We start from the raw sequence: 22,957 nt of genomic DNA, 5'->3' as shown, positions 1-22,957 counted from the left end.
TTAAAAAGCGCCAACGAACTGAGGTCTGCCGCCTGCCAGGTCGGTATTGACCTCGCTGAAACTGATCCACTCATTCCAGGCCTGCCCGACCCCAGGGAGGGAGCAATGCGTATTCCATTGTTTTACGCGATGTCGGCATTGCTGCTTTTAAGCGCAGGTCCTTGCCTGGCGCAAGCGACGCAGACAACCGCACCGGCCCCGGCAAACGCTGCCGACACCGCGCCCGTAAAAGAGGCGGTGTTCAATCAAGAACAACTGGATCAAATGCTGGCGCCTATTGCGCTTTATCCTGATCCCTTGCTGGCGCAGGTGCTGATGGCGACCACCTACCCTGGCGAAGTCGCCGAGGCCGTCACTTGGTCCAAGGCTCACCCGGATGCCAAGGGCGATGATGCGGTCAAACAAGTGGCGAACCAGACCTGGGACCCGAGCGTGCAAGCGCTGGTCGCCTTTCCACAGGTGCTGGCCACGCTGGGCCAGGACCCTGTCTGGGTACAACGCCTGGGTGATGCCTTCCTGGCGCAGCCCGACGATGTGATGAACGGCGTGCAACGCCTGCGTCGTCAAGCCCAGGCGGCGGGCAACCTGCAGAGCAACCAGTATCAGAACGTCACGGTTCAAGCGCCTGCGCCCGCACCCGCCTCTGCCCCGGCCAGCAGCACGTCCACCATCATCATTCAGCCTGCCGATCCACAGGTCGTGTACGTGCCCACGTATAACCCGACAACCACTTACGGCACCTGGGCCTATCCAGCGTCGCCTCCCGTATACTACCCGCCACCACCGGCCTATTACCCCGGTTCGGCATTGATGGCTGGACTGGCGTTCGGCACCGGTGTGGCGATCATCGGTTCGTTGTGGGGTGATTGCGACTGGAACGACAACGACATCGACATCGATGTCGACCGCTATAACAACATCAATCGCAATAACCAGATCACCAATAACAAGTGGCAACACAACGCCGTTCACCGCGATGGGGTGCCTTACCGGGACAGCCGCAGCCGTGAACAATACGGCCGCCAACTGAACGGTGCGAATCAGCGTGATGCCTATCGAGGCGACAACGCGCAACGCGCCCAGGCACGTGAAAAAGCCCGTAGCTCAATGGACAGACACGGTATCGAACGCCCCGCCACCAGCAATCGCGAAGCCCGCGATCAAGCCCGCCGAGCCCAGTCGGACAACATAGCCGGCAACCGCATGCAGTCCGGCGCAGACCGACCAAGAACGTCTGACAGAGCCCAGAACACCGCCAGGAATACTCGGGAGAATCAACAGCCCCGTAGAGACGCCGGCCAGGTCAATCAGCGTTCACAAGACCGTTCACAAGTGCGCCAGACGGCGCAGAACAGACCGGCCGCCAGTGCAGGCAGTGCCCGCAACAACGCATTTGCCGGCGCACGTTCACCGTCTCAGAGCAATGTACAAGCGGCTCGTGGCCGAGCCAGCCAGGCATCTGCCATGCGCCCCAGCGCGGCGCGGTCTGCCGGCCACCAGATCAGTCGGCCATCCGCACCAGCGCGTCAAAGGGGGGGCCGCCGTTGAAAAACCATCGTCGCGTAAAGGCCTTCATGGGCTTGTTGCCACATGTCCTGGCAATCACCACCGGCGTTGTCTGGTCGTGCATGGCTATGGCACAGCAAGCGTTTCCTACACCCGAAAAAGCCGCGCAAGCATTCGTCGAAGCACTGGGCACGGAACACGCCGATCAGGCGCGCCTGACAGAACTGCTCGGTGACGACTGGCGCAGTTACATCCCGCGTGAAGGCGTACAACGCAGTGACGTGGATGCGTTCCTCAAGCAGTATCACGAGCAACACAGCATTGAAAAAACCAACGAGCGCAAGGCGCACCTGGCCGTTGGCAGAGATCACTGGACGCTGCCTATTCCCATGATCAAGAACGCCAAGGGTTGGCATTTCGATCTCAAGGCTGGCAGCGGGGAAATCCGCGCACGCCGAATCGGCCGCAACGAACTGGCCGCCGTGCAATCGGTGCTGACGTACCACGACGCCCAGATGGACTACGCCTCAGTCGATCACGATGGTGATGGCGCCCTCGAATACGCGCAGAAGATCTTCAGCACTCCCGGCCAGCACGACGGCCTCTATTGGGATGACGACGACAGCGGCCAGATCAGCCCGCTGGGGCCGTTGTTCGGCAAAACCATTGCTGGCGAAGACTGGCACGGCTACAACTTCCGCATCCTCGATGGCCAAGGCCCCTCCGCACCGGGTGGCGCCTACAGTTATCTCATTGGCGACAAGATGAGCCGAGGCTTTGCCCTGATTGCCTGGCCGGCGAAATACGATGACACCGGGGTCATGAGTTTCATGATCAGCCATGATGGCCAGGTGTTTGAAAAGGACCTCGGACCCGGGGGCGAGAAATTGGCAAGAGCGATGAAGCGCTTTGATCCGGATGACAGCTGGAAGGAAGTGACCGACGATCAGGAGCAGATCGGATCCACCGCTGCTCAAGGCCTCCACTAGCGTCCTAGAGCCTCCAACACATCTACTTACAAATGAGTGGCTCGCTGAAATCCTGATCGCCTACTACAACTGATAGGTTATCGCGCTTTATTGGGCCAAGAGATGCCTAGCCTTATATGCGCATCAAACTTCCCGGTGTCCCTGCCGTCGGTGCTTATTTCGCACTGGTGTGCATCTTTACGACCGCATGGTTCCTCAACCCTGCCAGTACTCATTCTTCTTTTGCCCTGATGAAACCGGCGATGGCGGTGGCCAATCAGGTCGCCAAACCCATCTACACCAGCCGTTTTGCCTCGTCCGGGCTGGTCGACTTCGTGCATTCCTCGGCCGTCACCGCTTTGCCTGACGGCAGCCTGATGACCGCCTGGTTCGCCGGCTCGCGCGAAGGCGCAGCCGATGTAGAGGTGCGTTCCGCCCGTTTCGACGCGAAAACCGGTGAGTGGGGTGCAGAGCAAGTCTTGGCCACACGCCATTCAACCCAACAAGGCACCCAACGCTATATTCGTAAACTGGGCAATCCGGTGATCGCCCTGGCGCCGGATAATCGTCTGTGGCTGTTCTATGTCTCCGTATCCATGGGCGGTTGGGCCGGCAGCGCGGTCAACGTGATGGTGTCTGACGACTTTGGCAGACAGTGGTCCGCTCCGCGCCAACTGATCACGTCGCCCTTCTTGAACATCAGCACGCTGGTCCGCTCGGCGCCGGTATTTCATGCCGACGGCTCGATCGGTCTGCCGGTCTATCACGAGTTCCTGGGCAAGTTTGCCGAATACCTCTACCTGAGCGCAGACGGCGATGTAATCGACAAATACCGCATCAGCCACGGCAAGAATTCATTGCAGCCGACGGTGGTCCCGCTCGATGGACAGCGTGGTATCGCCTTGTTGCGATATGCCGGCAACACCCATCACCGTGTACTCGCCACCCGCACTGAAGATGCCGGACAAACCTGGAGTGAGCCTTATCCGCTCGACCCATCGAACCCCAACTCTTCGCTGGCGGCCGTGGCGACACCCGAGCACGGCTTGCTGGTAGCACTCAATGACCTGCAGGAGGGTCGTTTCAAGCTGAGTCTGTATGGCACCGATGCCAAGATGGACGACTGGCGCTCGTTGCGCGACCTGGACAAATCACCTGACCCAGCGGGGGCTCCGTTTTCGCCGCAGGCCTACAAGGAAATCATCGGCAAGGAATTTCGCGGTTCCAGCGGCGCTCTGCGCCAACCGTTGGAGGCGAAGTTCCTGAGCAATCTCGACACCCGTGTCTGTTCCCCCCTGGGATGCGAGTTTGAATACGAATACCCCTATTTCATCCGCAGTCCCGACGGTATGTATCACTTGGTCTACTCCTGGAACAACACCTTCATCAAGCACGTCACGTTCAACGATGCGTGGCTGTCCGAGCGTCTCAAATGATCAATCTCTGGCAAGCCCACGTCAGCTTCGCGATGATCATTTTTCTGTTGTTGCCATCGTTCGGTTTAAACCGCCATGGGCGGATCGCCCTGCTGGTGGCCTTGTTGGCCGCCAGTTTCATCCCGCTGGACGGGCTGTCACTGGCCGTGTACTTGCGCAGCCACATCGATGACCTGGCGATCACCACATTGGTATTCATGGCATGGGGCTGCTTGCGCCGGCTCGACATACTGCCGCCTGCGCAGCAGAACAAGACCGGCGTATTGATCCTGTTCGCGGTGTTGGGGCTGGTGCTGTATCCGGCGACACTGGGGCTCAGTGATCTGGACCCTTACCGTTTCGGCTACAGCCCGCGACCGATGCTGGTTTTCTTCGCGCTGCTCACACTGGGCCTGTATTACCTGCGCAACCCTCTGGCCGTGGCGATGCTGGCCAGCGCAACCCTGGCCTTCATCGCCGGGATAAAACCTTCGCAAAACTACTGGGACTACCTGGTTGATCCGCTGCTGGGTCTGTACTGCTGCGCTGCACTTGTGCTGCTTTTCACGCGCGGACTGTATGGCCGCCTGAACAAGTGGCGAGTTCCGGCACGCAACGTACCCCGGTCTCATTAAGCTTCGACGACATTATTAACAGGGGAACATGGATGGGTTGGCTGCAATCGAGACGTCTGCACTACTGGCTGGGCGCCACAGCGATACTGTTTGCGCTGTTTGCCCTGCTACGGGTGATGTTCTTTTCCGGCTTCTCCGGGTTCGACGCCAAAGCGCTGTCCGGCGACGATGCCGTCCTAGAAACCTTGGGCATCGGCTTTCGCTTCGATCTGCGCCTGGCCATCCTGGTGATGCTGCCGCTGGCCCTGCTGGCCTGGATTCCGCGCTGGAACCTCATCGGCAGTCGCCTGCTGCGCTGGGTCGCACGCCTGTACATCGTGCTGGCGCTGGGTGCCCTGCTGCTGGTCTACATCATCGATTTCGGGCACTACGCGTACCTTGGCATGCGAATCAATGCCACCGTTCTGCGCTTTATCGAAGACGCACAAATCTCCCGTGACATGGTCTGGCAAACCTATCCGGTGGTGTGGATTACCCTGGGCTGGCTCGTCACGCTGGCACTGGTGACACTGGCCCTGGTTCGTCTGGAACGCGTGACGCTGGACCGCGACCGCAAATCGATCCACCCGCTCTCTGCCACATGGGGCGGTGCGGTGATGGTGGTATTGGTATTGCTGGGCATTCTGGGCCGTGTCGAGAACATGAACCTGGAGAACCCCGTCCCGCTGCGCTGGAGCGATGCCTTTTTCTCGGGCAACAACCAGATCGCCGCCCTGGGGCTGAATCCGGTGATTTTCCTCTATGACACGGTCAAGGTTGGCCAATCGCGTTATGACGAAGCGCAGGTGCGTGAACACTATTCGGTCATGGCCAACTATCTGGGGGTCGATCAGCCTGACCCGCAATCGCTGAATTTCGTCCGCCACCAGGCACCTCAGCCCTACAAGGTAGCGGGGTCACGACCGCCAAACGTGATGTTCGTCATGCTTGAGTCCCTGGGCACCAGCGCGGTCGGTGCCTATGGCAACCCGATCAATCCGACCCCCAACATCGATCGCCTGGCCACCCAGAGCTGGTTCTTCAAACACTTCTACGTGCCGGTGACCGGCACCGCCAAAACCGTTTGGGCCAGCATTACCGGGGTGCCTGACGTCACGCGTCAGGAAACCGCGACACGCAACCCGTTGATCACCAGGCAGCACTCAGTGATCAACGCCTTCACCGACTACGAGAAGATCTACACCATCGGCGGCAACTCCGGCTGGGCCAATATGAATGCCTTGATTCGCCAGAGCATCGACGGTGTTCGCCTGTTTGAGGAGCGTGACTGGAAATCGCCGGTGGTGGACGTCTGGGGCATTTCCGATCTGGACCTGTTCAAGGAAACCGACCGGATCCTGCAAGCGCTGCCCAAGGACAAACCGTTTTTCGCCTATGTGCAGACGGCCGGTAACCATCGTCCTTTCACCATTCCCAAAAGCAATGATGGATTCGAGGTCAAGCACCCTACCCTCGAAGAAGTCCAGGCCGCTGGCTCGCGCAGTGTCGAGCAATACAACGCCGTGCGCCTGCTGGACTTCAACATCGGACGCCTGATGGAAATCGCCAAAGCCGGCGGTTACTACGACAACACCATTTTCGTGCTGTTTGGCGACCACAACACCCGTATCGCGCAGATCCCTTACCTGGCCCCCGCTTATGAGCAGTTGGGTCTGGAAAGCAACGCCGTGCCCATGATCATCCACGCCCCGGGTCTGCTCGGCTCGCGCAAGGTCGAGGAAGCGGTGGGCCTGGTGGACTTGCTGCCGACCGTGGCAGGCATGGCCGGTCTTGAGTTCCGCAACGGCGGCATGGGGCGTGACATCCAGCAGCCGGCGCCCGAAGGTGAGCGCGTGGTACCACTGGTATTGCGTGAGGGAACGTTCCCGTTGATTGCTGGCGTAACTCAACATTACATGGTGCAGATGGAACACGACGGCAGCTCGCCAACACTCCACGACCTGGCCTCGATGACCCCCACGGACAACGTCGCCGAACAGAATCCGGAAGAATTCAAACGCCTGGTGCAGCTGACCCGCGGCATGCATGAAACCTCGCGCTTGATGCTCTTTCAAAACGTGCGGGAGTAACCCTCCAAACCCTGTGGGAGGGGGCAAGCCCGCTCCCACAGTGGCTTTATGCCATGCACAAAAAACCGCTGCAAACGCTTACAATCCCGCCTTTTGACCGTAAACAGAAAGGCAGCAAGGCTATGGCGCTCGACCCACCCACGATGTTGACCCTCTCGATTGCCCTGGCAGCGGCCGCCGCGCTGTACCTGGCGGTCGAGTGGCGGAGCATCCGGGAGCCCTCGCTGCTGTTCTGGAGCGCAGGCTTCGCGACAATCACTGTGGGCTCGACCCTCGCCTTGCTGCGTGGCATAGGGCTGTTGCTGGTCGGCATCTGGTTCGCCAACGGACTGTTGGTGGTGGCCCACTGGTTTTTCCTGCTGGGTGTGGCGCACTTTACCCAGGCGCGCCTGTCCCGTGCCTGGTATTTGATGTTCGTCGTCTGGCTGGCGCTGCTGTTGTTGCCGGATGAGCCGTCGTGGTCAAAGATCATGTTGCTGGCCAATTCACTGCTGGTCGCCCTGCTCTCGCTCCGGGCCAGTTTCCTGTTGCGCCCCCACGGCAAGTCATTGAGTGTGGGGGCAGGTCAGCTGCGGTATGTGCTGCTGGGTCATGGCCTGTTCTATCTCATCAAATCAATGACGGCGGTGGTACCGGGCACGCTGATAGATCTCGCGGCTTTTCGTGGCGAGATCATTCAGATATCCCTGGTCGAGGGCGTGATGGCAATCATGCTGATCGCGCTGTCGATGACCGGAACCGAGCGATACCGGCGTGAGAAGCACATCTCAAGTCTGGCCGAACGCGACCCGCTGACCGCTTTGTACAATCGCCGCGCCCTGGAGGTGCGGGCTCCGCGCCTGTTACGCGACGTTTCCAGCGCTCGACCAGGCGCCCTGCTGCTGATCGATATCGACAACTTCAAACCGGTCAACGACCTGTTTGGCCACACCGCTGGCGACAAACTGCTGGTTGCACTGAGCGAGATGATCCGTTCGGTAGTGCCCAAAGACGCCCTTGCAGCACGGCTGGGCGGTGACGAGTTCCTCATCCTGTTCAACAACGCCTCCAACGAACGAATCGTGGCGATGGGCAATGCGTTGCGTGAGCAGTTCCACAGCGCGGCGGTGCAGTCATTCAGCACGCCGCAAGCCGTGACCCTGAGCATCGGCGCCAGTCTGTTCGACCAGCCGCCGAGCAGTCTGGCGGCATTGATCGAGCAAGGCGACGCCGCACTTTACGAATCCAAGCGTGGTGGACGCGACAGTATCCGTCTGGTGGATCGGACGCTGGCAAGTCCTGGAGTTGTGCGTTGATGAAGTGTTTGCACTGGCCTGGGCGGCCATCCCGCAAAATCTGCACGGCTGAGAACTTGCGAAAAGCGACAGTAGGCTAAGCTTAGGATCAGCTTATTGCCCACGATGCTCGCGGCGGCAGTTGTTGGAATTTCTGGAGAGCGTCTGCAACAGCTATCTCAGACAGTTTCAGACAATGCGCAGGATTGCCGTGATGACCGAGCCATTCCTCAGTTTTGACGAACTCAAGCGTGCTGCCCTTTCCGGCGAGATCGATACCGTGCTGGTGTGCATGGTCGACATGCAGGGACGGCTGGTGGGCAAGCGATTCCAGGTCGAATTTTTCATCGACAGTGGCCATGAAGAAACCCACTGCTGCAACTACCTGCTGGCCGACGACATCGACATGGAGCCGGTGCCAGGCTACGCCGCTGCCAGTTGGAGCAAAGGCTACGGCGACTTTGTCCTCAAACCCGACATGCGTACCTTGCGCAAGGTGCCGTGGCTGGAATGCACGGCGCTGGTGCTGTGCGATGTGCTCGACCATCACCACCGGCAAGACTTGCCCCACAGCCCAAGGGCAATCCTGAAAAAACAGGTCGAGCGCCTGCGTGAGCGCGGCTATGTCGGCATGTTCGCTTCCGAGCTTGAGTTCTACCTGTTCGATGAAAGTTACGAGGCCATCCACAAGCGCAACTACCACAAGCCGAAAACCGCCGGGCATTACATCGAGGATTACAACATCCTGCAGACCACCCGTGAAGAGCCGGTGCTTCGGGCGATTCGCAAGCATCTGCAAGCCTCGGGCATTCCCGTGGAAAACTCCAAGGGTGAATGGGGGCCTGGCCAGGAAGAGATCAACATCCGCTACGCCGACGCCATGACCATGGCCGACCATCACGTCATCATCAAGCACGCCTGCAAAGAGATCGCCCAGTTACAGGGCAAGGCGATAACGTTCATGGCCAAATGGCGTTATGACGCCGCTGGCTCCAGCAGCCACATCCATAATTCGCTGTGGGACAAGAACGGCAAAAAACCGCTGTTCTACGACCCCAAGGCCGAGTTCGGCATGTCCAAGCTGATGCGTTCATGGGTGGCCGGGCAGCTCAAGTACGCCAATGACATCACCTGTTTTCTCGCGCCGTACATCAACTCCTACAAGCGCTTTCAGGCCGGCACCTTCGCCCCGACCCGCGCGGTATGGAGCCGCGACAACCGCACCGCCGGTTTCCGTCTATGCGCCGAAAGCAGCAAATCGATCCGCATCGAATGCCGCATCGGCGGCGCCGACCTCAACCCATATCTGGCCTTCGCCGCACTGATCGCCGCGGGGCTGGCCGGAATCGACGAAAAGCTCACCCTCGATCCACCTTTCGAAGGCGATGCCTACGTCGATGAACAGCTGCCTGAAGTGTCCAAGACCCTGCGTGAAGCCAGTGCCGCACTCAAGGGCTCGAGCATGTTGCGCGAAGCGTTCGGTGATGAGGTGGTCGAGCATTACGTGCACACCGCCGAATGGGAACAGAAAGAGTACGACCGGCGGATCACCGACTGGGAGCTGCAGCGCGGTTTCGAGCGCTATTGAGATCGACATGACTTCGACTATTGAACTCGTTTCACCGGTCGATGGCCGGGTTTACGCTGAACGCCAAGCTGTCGATGCGGAACAACTCGAGCAGGCACTGGCGGCAGCCGCAATCGCCCAGGCGCAGTGGAAACGTCGGCCACTGAACGAACGTGCGGCTTTTTGCAGTGCTGCGGTGGACGCAATGCTGGCCATGAAAGACCAGATCGTCCCGGAACTGGCCTGGCAAATGGGCCGGCCGGTACGCTTCGGCGCGGGAGAACTGCGCGGTTTCGAAGAACGCGCGCGGTATATGATCGCCATTGCGCCTGAAGCTCTGGCAATGGTCGAACCGGCGCCGATCAATGGTTTTCGCCGGCATATCAAGCGTGAACCGCTGGGCACGGTGCTGGTGGTCGCACCGTGGAATTATCCGTACCTGACCGCGGTGAATACGGTCATCCCGGCGCTGATGGCGGGCAACGCCGTCATCCTCAAACATGCCTCGCAAACGCTGCTGGTCGGTGAACGGTTCGCCGAGGCTTTCCGCCGCGCCAATCTGCCAGAAGGCGTGTTCCAGAACCTCTTGCTCGATCATGCCCAGACCGCCGCAATCATTGCTTCTGCACGTGTGCAACAGGTGAATTTCACCGGCTCGGTGGACGCCGGCAAGGCCATGGAAAGCGCCGCCAGCGGAAGGTTTCTCGGCATGGGCCTGGAACTCGGCGGCAAAGACCCCGCCTACGTCCGGGCAGACGCCAATCTTGAGCATGCCGTGGAAAACCTGGTGGACGGCAGCTTTTTCAACTCCGGACAGAGTTGCTGCGCGGTGGAGCGCATCTACGTCGATCAATCAATTTACTCAGCGTTTGTCGAGCGCTTCGTGGAGTTGACCCGCCAATACGTACTGGGCAATCCGCTGGACGAGGCCACCACCCTCGGTCCGCTGGTGACACCCGGCGCGGCGTTTTTTGTCCGTGGCCAGATCGCCGAGGCCGTGGCCCAGGGTGCAAAGGCGTTGATCGATCCGCAGGCATTTGCCGCCGATGTGCCGGGCAGCGCCTACCTCGCGCCGCAGGTGTTGGTCGATGTCACCCATCAGATGTCGGTCATGCGTGATGAAAGTTTCGGTCCGGTGGTCGGCATCATGCCGGTGGCCAGCGATGACGAAGCGATTGCCTTGATGAATGACAGTGAGTTCGGCCTCAGCGCGTCGATCTGGACCCGCGATCTCGCCGCGGCCGAACACCTGGGCGATGCCATCGACACGGGCACTGTGTTCATGAATCGCTGCGATTACCTGGACCCCGCCCTGGCCTGGACCGGGGTGAAGAACAGTGGGCGCGGCGTGACCCTGTCGCGCTTGGGCTATGAACACCTGACCCGCGCCAAATCCTTCCATTTGCGCCACGAGATCTGAGCCATGAGCCTGACTGGAAACTGGAACTACCCCACCAGCATTCGCTTCGGTGTCGGCCGCATCAGCGAGCTGGCCGAAGTCTGTCGCAGCCAGGGCATCGAGCGACCGCTGCTGGTCACCGACAGTGGCCTGGGGCGGGCGCCGATCACTACTGCCGCGCTGGATGCCTTACGCGACGCCGGGCTGGGCGCTGCGCTTTTTTGCGACCTCAAGCCCAACCCGGTCGAAGCGAATCTGGCCGGCGGGCTCGATGCCTGGCGCGCGGGCAACCATGACGGTGTAGTCGCCTTTGGCGGCGGCAGCGGCCTGGACATGGGCAAGCTGATTGCGTTCATGAGCGGTCAAACGCGCCCAGTCTGGGATTTCGAGGACATCGGCGACTACTGGACCCGCGCCGATGAAAGCCGGATTGCCCCGGTCATCGCGGTGCCGACCACCGCTGGCACGGGCTCCGAAGTGGGTCGTGCGGCGGTGATCATCGACGATCGCAGCCACACCAAGCGCATCATCTTTCACCCGAAAATGATGCCACGCGTGGTCATCAGTGACCCGGCCCTGACCGTCGGCATGCCGGCCAAAGTCACTGCCGGCACCGGCATGGATGCATTGGCGCACTGCCTCGAGTCGTACTGCGCGCCCGGTTTTCACCCGATGGCCGATGGCATTGCAGTGGAAGGCATGCGCCTGGTGGCGAACGCTCTGGTGCGCGCCGTGCACATGCCTTCCGATCTGGATGCACGGGGGCAAATGCTGGCCGCGGCAGCGATGGGCGCCACGGCGTTCCAGAAAGGGCTTGGCGGGATGCACGCCCTCGCCCATCCCATCGGCGCTCTTTACGATACTCACCACGGCATGACCAATGCGACGCTGATGCCGTATGTGTTGAAGTTCAATCGCCCGGCCATCGAGGAGCGCATCTCGCGCCTGGCGGCTTACCTGCACCTGCCCTCCCCGGGCTTCGACAGCTTCATGGCCTTCGTCCTCAAACTGCGCAAGGACATTGCCGTCCCGCACACGCTGTTTGAGCTGGGCGTGGACGACAAGCAGGCCGAGCTGATTGCAGACATGGCCGTTGTCGACCCTTCGGCGGGCGGTAATCCGTTGCCGCTGACACGGGACGGCGCGTCACAGATTTTCGCAGCGGCATATCACGGCCGTCTGTAGGAGCGAGCCTGCTCGCTCCTACAGAAAACCAGGTCGAGCCTACGGCGGCTCAGTTCGGCCTGTCTCAAAACCTGAAGGGGCACACGACATGAACCCAGCAAGCCAGCCCGGCACCGATGCGCCGCACGACGATGACATCAAGGTGCTGCACAGCATGGGCTATGCCCAGCAGCTCTCGCGACGGATGGGCGTTTTCTCCAACTTTGCGATTTCCTTTTCGATCATCTGCATTCTCTCCGGCGGCATCAACTCACTCGCCCAGGGCACCTCGGGCGCAGGCGGTGCCTCGATCGGCATCGGCTGGCCGATCGGCTGCCTGATTTCCGGGGTGTTCGCCCTCGCCATGGCGCAGATTTCCTCGGCCTACCCCACCGCAGGCGGCCTGTATCACTGGGGCTCGATTCTCGGCAACCGCTTCACCGGCTGGCTCACGGCCTGGTTCAACCTGCTGGGTCTGGTGACGGTGCTTGGCGCGATCAACGTCGGCACTTATTACTTTTTCTTCGGTGCCTTCGGTCCGGCATTGGGCATGGAGGACACCACCACGACCCGGGTGATTTTCCTGGCGATCCTCACCGGCCTCCAGGCCTTGTGCAATCACCTGGGAATCGGCTTGACCGCGAGACTTACCGACTTCTCCGGCTACCTGATTTTCGCAACCGCACTGGCGCTGACCATCGTCTGCCTGATTTCGGCGCCCAGTTACGAATTCGCCCGGCTGGTGACGTTCGGCAACTATTCCGGCGAGGCTGGCGGCAACGTCTGGCCATCGGTGTCCAATGGCTGGGTGTTCATGCTCGGCCTGCTGTTGCCGATCTACACCATCACCGGCTATGACGCCTCCGCGCACACTTCCGAAGAGACCCGCAATGCCGCCCTGTCCGTTCCAAGAGGCATGGTCATGTCAGTGGTCTGGTCGCTGTTGTTCGGTTGGGTGATGCTCAGCTCATTCGTGCTGATGCTGCCGAATCTGGACGAGGCGGCGAGCAAAGGCTGGGGCGTGTTTTTCTGGGCCATGGACACTCAAGTCAACCCGACTTTGAAGCTTGCGTTGTACGTGGCGATCTTCATCTCGCAGGTGCTCTGCGGCTTGGCCACGGTGACCTCGGTGTCGCGGATGATCTTCGCCTTTTCCCGCGACGGTGGCCTGCCCTTCTCCAAAGCCCTGTCGTCGGTGTCGCCTACATTTCGCAGCCCGGTAGCCGCCATCTGGACCGGGGCGACGCTCGCCGTATTGTTCGACTGGGGCTCATCGGTGATTTCGGTCGGTGAGACACCGGTCTACACCATCGTTGTGTCCTGCACGGTGATCTTCCTGTTCTTCTCGTTCATCATTCCCATCGTGCTGGGCCTGTTTGCCTACGGCACCTCGAAATGGCCAACCATGGGGCCATGGAACATGGGGCGCTTCTGGTACACGGTGTTCGCCTTGCTGTCGGTGCTTTCGATGGTGATCATTTTTGTCATCGGCATTCAGCCACCCAACGATTGGGCGCTGTACATCACCATCGGTTTCCTGGTGCTGACGGCCATCGTCTGGTTCGGCTTTGAGGCCCGACGCTTTCAAGGGCCGCCGGTGGGGGATGTCATCCTCAAGCGCCAGGCAGAAATCGCCGCGGCTGAAGCGGCGTTGAACAGGCAATCAAAAAGCTGATGCCACAATCGCTTGTGGGTCGAATTGCCCGGTCAGCGCTGCTGCTGTTTTGCGTCGGCGCTCCCTGCGCTGCGATCGCCTGCCCGGCCGGGCAATATCAGGTCTGCGTGGTCGCTTGTTTTTGTGCCCCGGGCGCCGAGGGGGAGCTAGGGACTGTCTTCGAAAACATGAACCAGATGGCGGCCGCCGGGCTGGAGAACTGGATCGTGCAATCGCGCGATACCGCCGCCATGGGTGACGTGCAGACTATCCCGCTGAATATCCGGGCGCAGCTCGAACCCTACTACGACCTTCAGGTGCTCGATGCCGTCCGCTATAAAGTCGGCGATGACGTAGAGCTGAATGCCGCACACACCATGCTGCAGAATCCCGATATAAACGCCGTCACGCTCGTCGATATCATCGTCTTTCGCAGCGCCGACGATGCGCAGAACAATGTCGCGCTGTGGGCCCATGAGCTCAAGCACGTGCAGCAGTATCAGCAATGGGGCGTTCACGAGTTTGCCAGTCGTTACACCCGTGATTACAACGCCGTCGAAGCGCCTGCCTACGAGATTCAAACCCGCGTAAGCCGAGACCTGCGAACCGGCACAACACCAACGGAGTCTGCGCGCTCACCTTGAACGGCCAGCGACGTCCATCGGAAACCTGCCGAGGTTTCTCGAACTCGCGCACATGCGCCGCTTCCAATGGGTATATCACTGGAGGCGCGCGCCATGAACGATGAAGACCGAAACACCGCAGACCACGAGGATGAATCGACACCCCCCGCGGCACCCGAGACGGCGGAACAGGAAGACGAGGCGTTGCGTCGAAAAATTGATGAGATTGAACGCAAAGTGGCGGACGGCAACTGATCGATCAGCCCGCCGTTTCCTCGAGTAGATGGTCAACCACCGCTTGCAGGCTGCGCTGTGGGTCAGGCTCCTGGGCGCTGGCCCTGGCGTGGCAAGCCAGCTGACGCGTGGCGCTGTGGCCATTGAGCAACAGTGCTTTGGCCTGCTCGAATATCTGCGGTTCGCCGATCTGCTCGGCCGTTTCGGCAAATAGCATTTGTGCCCGTTGCAACCACTGGCCGGCACTCAGCGCTGTGCCTTCGGCATCGACAACAAAGCGCCCTTCCGATCCGTGTCGCTTGGCCTGCCAGCGGTTCTCCTCAAGTAGCCAGCGGGATGTTGCATCATGGCCGGCGCCGGGGTTGGCGCAGGTGATGGCGAACGCCACCATCACCCGGAACAGATTCGCCAACAGCAACGCATCAGCGAGTCGCGAGCAAGCATCGGTCATGCGCAGCTCCAGCGTTGGGTAGCGGCTCGCCGGGCGCAACCCCCACCAGCCATTGCCACCCTGTTCAATCGCGCCAATGCGCTGCATTAGTGCCAAATAACGCTGATATTCACGCTCGTTCTCGAAGTGCTCCGGGATGCCCATGCGTGGCCAGCCGTCGCAGACCACCTGGCGATAACTCATGAAACCGCTGGCAGCCCCCTGCCAAAACGGTGAAGAACAACTGAGCATGAGCAACAGCGGCAACCACGGGCTCACTTCGTTCATCACGGCAATCCGGTCGATGCCTTCGGGGATTTCAACATGCACGTGCAAGCCACACAGGACGCTGCGTTGCGCCACCGTTTGATATTCGGCAAACAGCTGAGCGAAGTGCGGCAACGGGGTGGCGCGCTGATCGCGCCAAAACGCCAAGGGATGAGAGCCTGCGCAGAGCAACCCCAATCCGTGGCCGCTCAATGCCCGGTTCAGGCGCGTGCGAACACCGTGGAGATAGTCAGCCGCCTCGGCGGTCGAGGTGAAGATCGGCGACGCCACTTCAATTTGGCCCTGGAACATTTCATAGGCAAACCCTTTGCCGACGGCTTCCCGGCATTCGACCAGCAGCGGGTGAGCGGGCTCGGCAAGCATCTGCCGGGTGGTCAGGTCAGTGAGGAAGTATTCTTCTTCAATGCCGAAACGTGGCCCGCGCTTCATGTCGACAGTTCCGCTCAGTGCCGACGGGTCACGGTCAATGCCACGACGGCGATGCGCTCCACGCGTTCATAACCGGGTTTGAGCAGCTCCTCGCCAAACACGTCCGGGTCCAGCTCTCGATAGGTCCAGCCGACGGCATGACCAGCCAGCAACGCCTGTATGACTTCGAGAAACGGATCTTGCCCGTCAACCATCGCCACACCGGTGTACAGCAGCAAACTGCCGCCCTTGTGCAGTCGCGGCAACGATTCACGAACAATGCGCAGCGACAAGGCTTCGCCCAGAGCGCCGCCGCCATGGCGATAGGCGCGATGCTGGCTGTCGTTCATGTAAGGCGGATTGGCAATGATCAAGTCGAATTCACCTTCGACGCTGCCGAGGATATCGCTCTGGTACACGCTGACGTTGTCGACCCCGGCCAGCTCGGCATTGACGGCCGACAAGCGCAGCGCTCGCGGGTTGATGTCCACCGCCAACACCTCGGCCTGCGGATGAGCGTGAGCAATCACCAACGCGCCGACCCCGGCCCCGCAACCAATGTCCACGGCCCGGCGCACAGGCTCGAAACGCTGCTGCAAATGCGCGTCGATCAATTGCGCAAAACGGTAGCTGTCCGGGCCGAAAAATACCGCGTCGGCTTGCGTGGTCGGGTACGCCGAATGGGCAAACAACCCACCCTCCAGGCTCGACCAACGCACGGTGCTGCGCCACAGCGGGCCTTGCCGCTCAACGATCTCCGCTTGCTCCAGCCCTGCCAGGACGTCTCGTGGAAATAGCGTGTGATCAAACGGCATCGACCAGCCGAAGACATCCCGCAGGTTTTTCGCCAGCGGCGGAGAAAAGCGTTGATATACGCGCTCATGGGTCAACGGCGTTGGGGTGATGAAGCGATAGTCTTCACTGAGCAAATGTCTGCCGAGCTCAAGCAGGGCTCGATCGGCAATTTGTTGTTTCGACATGCAAGTCTCTCCTGGGCTCAGCGCAAGCGGGCTACCGAATCGATAAAACGCCGGGTAGCGTAGAGCCCCGCCGGACGAAAATGCCGCTGGGCCGAGAGCCAAGGGATCAGCGTTTGAAGCTGTTGCTGCGGCGACTTATCACTCAGGGCACTGCGCAACGCGACGAGTTCCGGGTCGTGCGCTTCGCTTGCCTCGCAGGCGTCACCGTTGGCTTGGTCCCGGGGTATCGGCCTGGGCCGCTGCTCGTCCTGCCAGTTGCCGGCAATCCAGTCGCGCAGCAATTGTTTTTCATAACCACTGAACACCCCGAACATGGCGGCCGTGTTGCCTTCGATCAGGCGCCAGAACCGGCTGTCTTGCGGCGACTGGTTGCGCTTGATCCAGCCCTTGCGCTGCAAGGCATCGAGAAACTCGCCGATCTGGCCCGGCGTCGCCAGCCACTGATTGACGGTCTTGCCTTCAATCTGACAAAAGTCGGAGTGCATGTGCTGGCCAAAACAGCGTTTACGCTCGAGCATGCCAACCACTTCCTGTTGCAAATCGAACCCGGCAATCACCGACGTCGAGCCAATGCCCAAATCATTCAAGCGATAGCCCACGGCGACACGCCGGAAGAACTCGTCGCGGCCCTCGTCCATGGGCAACAATTCCAGCAATGACTGCACAGCCTTGTGGCCATGGCCGCTGCTGGAATTGTCGATGGTCACATGCAACGTGAAGTAATACGGATCGATGCCCAACTCGCGCAACTCATAAGCGCTGATCAGCAGGTGCAACGGCAATTGCTCATAGCCGAGGTTGTAGCCGATGACTTCCGGCATGAACGCCGTGCTGCATTGTCCCAGTGCCAATTGAATCGTGCCTTGCAGGAAACACTCATCCGACAGCCCCTGTTTATCGCCGCAGTCGTGGGCGGCCAGCAGATTGCGGTAGATCACCACATGATTTTGCCGAGGATCACCCCTGCCAAGTTCCTCCAGATACGTGTTCAGCAATCCGTCGTAACGCACGTCTTGCCAATGTTCCAGCACACCGGCCAGCCAAGCGCCGTCGACCTCTTTGGTCGGTGCTACGCATTGCAGGAAATACAAGGCATGAGCCTTGTTTGAAAAATATCGGCGCGCCCCACCCTGCTTGCGCTCTTCGAGGTAAGCGGCATAGTCCCGCGCCACTGCCGAGCACCGCTCTTGTGCCCACGATGGCAACTGCTCCGTCGTTTCGGGCAGGTCACAAGGCAATTCGGCGGCGCGGGCCAGTTGCTGGCGCAGGAAAATCTCTGCCTGCTGCCTGGCATCAGGCGCATTGGCGTAGAGCAGTTCGTACAACGCTCGATAGCGCCCGGCGGCGACGGGGCCTGAAAGCGCTGAAGGTGAGCTGGACAAGGGTTCGAACAAAGTCATGGGCATTTCTCTCCTGGGCAGTGCATTTGGCTGTGCCCCTGACATCAGGTGCCGACAACACGAAACGCTCGCTCGTTGAATAGAAGATTTAGCCCTGAACGGAAAATTCAATCGGCTTGCAGGAGAGCGGGACCGGTGGCATGTGCCGCACAAAAAGCCCGGCTCACAAACCTGCGCTGTTCACTTGAGGACGAACAGCATCAGGTTCATAGACCGGGCTCCTGTCGTCAGCGCCTGTCGTCCGACAGCGGGGACTGCTCATCCGCTTCGGGAACGTCCCTGGGCGGCTCGTTCCAATCCTCCGGCCGCTGGTCCTCTTCGCGGTCAGGCTGTGTCAGCGGATCGTACTTGCCCGGGTCGTTTGGATTGGGCAGCGAATCGTCGCTGCCAGGCTCAGGTTTGGAAGGAACAGAGCCTTGCGGCTTGTTCGGGTCTTGCATGTTTTCCTGGAAACTCGAATCGCTGGTCATAACCCACCTCACAACAGAGGTCCGGACTTTCCGGGCCGTACTCTTGTGAGATCGGCAAAGGGAATGACGTGCGATCGAGTGGACGAGCGGCCTGCTCCGGGCTGCGCTACATCTCTGCCGCCAGCAACTTGACCAAGGCCGCCGCCGGCATCTCCCGCGCCAACGGCGCGCCCTGCCCGGCCCACTGCACGGCGAATTCGCTATTGGCCTTGGCGGCTGCCGCCGCGTTGAGCGCCTTGTTGGCGTCGTAGGCAATCGGATAATCGGGCAAGGCCGGGGCATTGGCCTCGAGGCTGGTGAAATTGCGATTGACCATGCCCCGGGCAGGTCGGCCGGAAATGACGCTGGTGACTCGAGTCAAATGGGCGCGAGGGCTTTTGAGGGCTTCGCGATAGGCAACGTTGGCCGAGGATTCGGGACACAGGATGAACGCCGTACCCAATTGCGCGGCACTGGCGCCCAGTTGCATGACCGCGGTGATCCCCGCGCCGTCCATAATCCCGCCCGCGGCGATCACTGGTAGCCGGCAGGCCTCGGTCAGCACGCGTACCAAGGCGAATGTGCCCATCTCGCTGTCCAGTTGCGGATCGAACACCCCTCGATGCCCGCCGGCTTCATAACCTTGAGCCACCAGCGCGTGCACCCCGGCGCGCTCCGCTACTTGCGCTTCGGCCAGACTGGTCACAGAACACAAGAGCACGATGCCGGCGTCCTTGAGCGCATCGATGGCCGGTTGCGCCGGCAAGCCGAAATGGAAACTGACCACCGCCGGTTTTTCTTCCAGGAGCATGTTCAGCATGCCAGGGTCTTCGACGAACGAGGTGTAGATCTCGCGCAGTGCCGTTGGCGCAGCGACATCGAACTCAGCGAAGAACGGTGCGAGAAACTTCAGCCACTGCGCTTCAAGCGCAGCGTCATGAATGGCCGGTGCGTGACAGAACAGATTCACGTTAAAGGGTTTGTCGGTCAGTGCAGCCGTCTCACGCAACATGGCCCGGGCCTGTTCGACATTGCTTGCCCCGATGCCGATAGAGCCGAGCCCACCGGCATTCGACACCGCCGCGGCGAGTTTGGGCGTGGAGACGCCGACCATCGGCGACTGAATGATCGGCAATTCAATGTTCAACAGTGACAACAGAGGATTGGACATGGCGGCACCTGAATGTGATGAGTGAACGCGAACCCTAGAGCTCGCCGGTCAAAAACTGCGCGCGCCCCCCTCCGAACGACCAATCCGCATCGCTGTTTTCCACCAGCGAGACGATCAGATCGTCCGGAGAAAGGTCGCAATCGACTTGCAGTCGTTCGGCCAGCAAGCGGTAAAACGTGACTTTCTGCGCCTGCGTGCGCGGTCGGGAAATCACCGTCAACAACACCACGTTGGCCGAGCGCGGGTACCCCAATCCGGTGTCATGCAGGATCAGTTCTTGCGCACTGTGTTGCGTGACGCTTTGGTAGCGATCACTGAACGGCACATCGAACGCCTCGACCATGGCCTGGTGTGCCGCATCCAGCAACGTGCGCAACTGTTGATCGTCGCGCCCGCGGATAATGTCGAACTTGAGCATTGGCATTTCGATTCACCCTGGTAAAAAAATGGGAGCGAAGAGCTCGCCCCCCGGGACAAAAGAATGGCGTACAAGCCCGCGCCAGCACGCCTTCCAAACCCGAAAGCGTCAAAGTCTATTTGGAGGTGGGCATGGCAAACTCGGCGCCCTTGGCAATGCTGTTCGGCCAGCGCTGCATCACCGATTTCTGCTTGGTGTAGAACCGCACGCCTTCTTCGCCATACGCGTGCATGTCACCGAACAGCGAACGCTTCCAGCCACCGAAACCGTGCCAGGCCATCGGCACCGGAATCGGCACGTTGATGCCGACCATGCCCACCTGAATGCGGGTGGCGAACTCACGGGCGATGTGGCCGTCACGGGTATAGCAAGCGGTGCCGTTGCCGAATTCATGGGCATTGACCAGGTCCACCGCCTCGGCAAAGTCCTTGACGCGCATGCACGCCAGCACCGGGCCGAAGATTTCCTCTTTATAGATTTTCATCTCGGGGGTGACATGGTCGAAAATCGTGCCGCCCAGCCAGAAGCCTTCGGCACAACCGGCACCGGCCTGCGAGCCATCAAAGCCACGACCGTCGACCAGCATTTCGGCGCCTTCGGCAATGCCCTGTTCGATGTAACCGGTGATGCGCTGCAAGGCGGCAGATGACACGATCGGACCCATTTCAGCCGCCAGGTTCATGCCTTCAAGAATCTTCAAGGTGCGGGTGCGTTCCACCAGTTTCGGCATGACTTTATCGGCCACATCGCCGACAAACACCGCCACCGAAATCGCCATGCAGCGCTCGCCGGCCGAACCGAAGGCTGCGCCAATCAGCGCATCGACCACCTGATCGATATCGGCGTCGGGCATCACCACCATGTGGTTCTTCGCCCCGCCCAGTGCCTGCACACGCTTGCCATGACGGGCGCCGGTTTCGTAGATGTAGTTGGCAATCGGCGTGGAGCCGACGAAGCTCACGGCTTGGACTTGCGGGTGATCAAGCAGTGCATCCACGGCTTCTTTATCGCCCTGCACCACGTTGAACACGCCGTCGGGCAACCCGGCTTCCTTGAACAGTTCGGCAATCAGCAGCGAGGGCGACGGATCGATCGGGCTCGGCTTGAGCACGAAGGTATTACCGCAAGCGATCGCCACCGGGAACATCCACATCGGCACCATCACCGGGAAATTGAACGGCGTGACACCGGCCACCACGCCCAGGGCCTGGCGCACGGTCCAGTTGTCGATGTTGGTGGAGACTTGCTCGGTGTAGTCGCCCTTGAGCAATTGCGGAATGCCGCAGGCGAACTCAACCACTTCGATACCGCGCGTAACTTCGCCTTGGGCATCGGTGAACACCTTGCCGTGCTCCGCGGTAATCATTCGCGCCAGGGTGTCACGGTGCTCGTTGAGCAACGCCAGGAACTTGAACATGATGCGCGCACGACGCAGCGGCGGCGTCGCCGACCAGGCGGGAAACGCCGCCGCGGCTGACTGAACCGCTGCGTCGACTTCAGAAACATTGGCCAGGGCCACGTGGCCGACCACCGAACCGGTGGCCGGATTGGTGACGTTCTGCGCGCGCCCGGAAGTACCCGGCACTGCGCGGCCGTGAATGTAATGTGCGATGTCTACTGGCTGGTTGCTCATGGCGGGTGTCCCCTGCTGGTGGATAAGAGCCATCTCTTTTTGTTGTTCTGCAAAGTGCCAGGCGCAGCGTCGGCGCGGCTGGTAGAGCCAAAGTAGGCCAGCCGCTGGATCATGTAAAATGATGATTAATGATCTTGTGGATCAGAAATAGTGAACGTAGATTCGCAGCGTTTGCGGGGGATGAGCGCTTGCCTCTGTTCATTAAACATTCGCTGAACACGCGTGTTTAAAGGCGTAGGCGGTTACTGGATGAGAGCTACAAAACCTTGCGTCATTGCCTACGGGTACGCCAGAATCCGCCGGCTTGTGCGCCCTGGGTCCGCTCGGTAACTTGATTCGCGTCACTGCTCATCAGTGATCGGGTTTAGTCGCTCGATGGTTTCACGAGGCGCATCTGCTTCCAGATAGTCAGGTCATTTCATGCCTGCACTTCATGGTAGCTGTGCGCAGGGCGCCTTCGGGCGCGCCGGATTCGTGACTCCCCGGTCGACTAACCTGCGTACAGCTGCCACCCCTTGTTTAGTCGCAAGTCGGTGACGGCTCCACAATTCTGGAGTCCGAAATGATCAAACCTACGCCGAACCCGCCAGACACCGATCCAACCTCCCCGTACGAACCCGACTCAACAAAACTCAACGAAGCCGCCGAACGCGCCCTCGACTTCCACTTCCCCTCGACCGCCGACATCAAAGCCACACCGCGCACCGTCAGCACATTGTTCACCGTCGACCCCGAAGTCACCACCGAAACCCTGATGGTGTACCTGGTGGAAACACTGGCATCGGTCGATGTGATGGTCCATCAACTGGTCGATCATCTGGAGGGCGGAGATCGCAATGCCCTGCTGGGCATCTCCAACAGCGTGATGCTGGCAGAGATCACCGCGAACCGAGTGCTGGACCAAATCGACCCACCGGAATAACACAAGCCCAACTGACAACCAGGTCGGCTGTCAGGCCGCCTCGCTTTGGCTTTGGCTTTGGCTTTGGCTTTGGCTTTGGCTTCGGCTTTTGATCTTCTTGCCGCCTCGAGAGGCCGAGCGCAGGTTCTGCGCAGTGGGCAACCCGGCAAGGATGCCGGGTTAGCCGCCCCCGGCCATGGATGGCCGATGGCGGCGGGCCCACGGAGCAGGACCGGAGCGAGGGCATGCCGAGCCTAAGCGAGGCACCGAACGAAAGGGGCAAGAGCGTTTGGTTACTTTGCGCCGGGCGGCGTTCCGCTCCTCAAAGTGACCCGCTGTAAGAGCGGAACCCTAAGCAGCCGTTACCGCAG

At 60.4% G+C, this 22,957-nt stretch carries 20 protein-coding genes; 13 read left to right on the top strand and 7 right to left on the bottom strand.

The features are described from left to right. Positions 1-105: 105 nt before the first annotated feature. From D8V06_RS04490 to D8V06_RS30320, 12 genes are all read left to right on the top strand, one after another. Positions 106-1,548 carry a DUF3300 domain-containing protein gene (locus D8V06_RS04490; RefSeq protein WP_130930514.1) on the top strand — a complete coding sequence of 481 codons (1,443 nt, stop codon included), beginning with the start codon at positions 106-108 and terminating at the stop codon, positions 1,546-1,548. Between the two features lie 26 nt (positions 1,549-1,574). Then, positions 1,575-2,495, top strand: coding sequence for a DUF2950 domain-containing protein (locus tag D8V06_RS04485; protein ID WP_056856903.1), 921 nt, complete (start codon positions 1,575-1,577; stop codon positions 2,493-2,495). A 116-nt stretch (positions 2,496-2,611) separates the two neighbouring features. Beyond that, complete coding sequence (locus D8V06_RS04480) at positions 2,612-3,910, top strand: sialidase family protein (protein ID WP_130930513.1); 1,299 nt, start codon at positions 2,612-2,614, stop codon at positions 3,908-3,910. Next, on the top strand, positions 3,907-4,524 hold the full coding sequence (locus D8V06_RS04475; RefSeq protein ID WP_130930512.1) for a hypothetical protein: 618 nt from the start codon (positions 3,907-3,909) through the stop codon (positions 4,522-4,524). The genes D8V06_RS04480 and D8V06_RS04475 overlap by 4 nt, the downstream gene beginning before the upstream one ends. A gap of 32 nt (positions 4,525-4,556) precedes the next feature. Then, positions 4,557-6,593, top strand: a complete 2,037-nt coding sequence (locus D8V06_RS04470; RefSeq protein WP_056856599.1) for an alkaline phosphatase family protein — start codon at positions 4,557-4,559, stop codon at positions 6,591-6,593. A gap of 122 nt (positions 6,594-6,715) precedes the next feature. Then, on the top strand, positions 6,716-7,888 hold the full coding sequence (locus D8V06_RS04465; protein WP_177434358.1) for a GGDEF domain-containing protein: 1,173 nt from the start codon (positions 6,716-6,718) through the stop codon (positions 7,886-7,888). Between the two features lie 193 nt (positions 7,889-8,081). Then, positions 8,082-9,455, top strand: coding sequence for a glutamine synthetase family protein (locus D8V06_RS04460; protein ID WP_130904455.1), 1,374 nt, complete (start codon positions 8,082-8,084; stop codon positions 9,453-9,455). A gap of 7 nt (positions 9,456-9,462) precedes the next feature. Further along, positions 9,463-10,854 carry an aldehyde dehydrogenase family protein gene (locus D8V06_RS04455; RefSeq protein WP_130904454.1) on the top strand — a complete coding sequence of 464 codons (1,392 nt, stop codon included), beginning with the start codon at positions 9,463-9,465 and terminating at the stop codon, positions 10,852-10,854. A gap of 3 nt (positions 10,855-10,857) precedes the next feature. Beyond that, a complete protein-coding gene (locus tag D8V06_RS04450; RefSeq protein ID WP_130904453.1) occupies positions 10,858-12,018 on the top strand; it encodes an iron-containing alcohol dehydrogenase in 1,161 nt (386 codons plus the stop codon). Between the two features lie 88 nt (positions 12,019-12,106). Next, positions 12,107-13,672, top strand: coding sequence for an amino acid permease (locus D8V06_RS04445; protein WP_130904452.1), 1,566 nt, complete (start codon positions 12,107-12,109; stop codon positions 13,670-13,672). Further along, positions 13,672-14,295 carry a DUF4157 domain-containing protein gene (locus D8V06_RS04440; protein WP_241667771.1) on the top strand — a complete coding sequence of 208 codons (624 nt, stop codon included), beginning with the start codon at positions 13,672-13,674 and terminating at the stop codon, positions 14,293-14,295. Before D8V06_RS04445 ends, D8V06_RS04440 begins: the two co-directional genes overlap by 1 nt. 93 nt (positions 14,296-14,388) lie before the next feature. Beyond that, on the top strand, positions 14,389-14,529 hold the full coding sequence (locus D8V06_RS30320; protein ID WP_177434356.1) for a hypothetical protein: 141 nt from the start codon (positions 14,389-14,391) through the stop codon (positions 14,527-14,529). Between the two features lie 4 nt (positions 14,530-14,533). Here D8V06_RS30320 and D8V06_RS04435 read toward each other — a convergent pair whose 3' ends face one another. The 7 genes from D8V06_RS04435 to D8V06_RS04405 all read right to left on the bottom strand — a co-directional run bounded on the left by D8V06_RS04435 (position 14,534) and on the right by D8V06_RS04405 (position 21,685). Continuing rightward, positions 14,534-15,655 carry a carboxylate-amine ligase gene (locus D8V06_RS04435; RefSeq protein WP_130930511.1) on the bottom strand — a complete coding sequence of 374 codons (1,122 nt, stop codon included), beginning with the start codon at positions 15,653-15,655 and terminating at the stop codon, positions 14,534-14,536. A 14-nt stretch (positions 15,656-15,669) separates the two neighbouring features. Next, positions 15,670-16,614, bottom strand: a complete 945-nt coding sequence (locus tag D8V06_RS04430; RefSeq protein WP_130904450.1) for a class I SAM-dependent methyltransferase — start codon at positions 16,612-16,614, stop codon at positions 15,670-15,672. A gap of 17 nt (positions 16,615-16,631) precedes the next feature. Beyond that, positions 16,632-18,014, bottom strand: a complete 1,383-nt coding sequence (locus D8V06_RS04425; protein WP_130904449.1) for an iron-containing redox enzyme family protein — start codon at positions 18,012-18,014, stop codon at positions 16,632-16,634. A 227-nt stretch (positions 18,015-18,241) separates the two neighbouring features. After that, positions 18,242-18,484: a hypothetical protein gene (locus D8V06_RS04420; RefSeq protein WP_056856608.1), complete on the bottom strand. Its 243-nt coding sequence runs from the start codon at positions 18,482-18,484 to the stop codon at positions 18,242-18,244. A 106-nt stretch (positions 18,485-18,590) separates the two neighbouring features. Beyond that, positions 18,591-19,634 (bottom strand): nitronate monooxygenase, encoded by a 1,044-nt coding sequence (locus D8V06_RS04415; protein WP_130930510.1) that lies wholly within the window; start codon positions 19,632-19,634, stop codon positions 18,591-18,593. Positions 19,635-19,668: 34 nt separating this feature from the next. Then, on the bottom strand, positions 19,669-20,058 hold the full coding sequence (locus tag D8V06_RS04410; RefSeq protein WP_130930509.1) for a tautomerase family protein: 390 nt from the start codon (positions 20,056-20,058) through the stop codon (positions 19,669-19,671). Positions 20,059-20,167: 109 nt separating this feature from the next. Continuing rightward, entirely contained in the window at positions 20,168-21,685 is a 1,518-nt protein-coding gene (locus D8V06_RS04405) for a CoA-acylating methylmalonate-semialdehyde dehydrogenase (protein WP_130930508.1), read from the bottom strand. 562 nt (positions 21,686-22,247) lie between these two features. Between D8V06_RS04405 and D8V06_RS04400 the strand changes: the two genes are divergently transcribed. After that, complete coding sequence (locus tag D8V06_RS04400) at positions 22,248-22,607, top strand: DUF6124 family protein (RefSeq protein WP_056856612.1); 360 nt, start codon at positions 22,248-22,250, stop codon at positions 22,605-22,607. The last annotated feature ends 350 nt before the right edge of the window (positions 22,608-22,957 follow it).

Source organism: Pseudomonas sp. Sample_24 (genome assembly GCF_004307605.1).
In the GTDB taxonomy this organism is placed as follows: Bacteria; Pseudomonadota; Gammaproteobacteria; order Pseudomonadales; family Pseudomonadaceae; genus Aquipseudomonas.
This window is presented reverse-complemented; position numbering and strand designations above follow the sequence as displayed.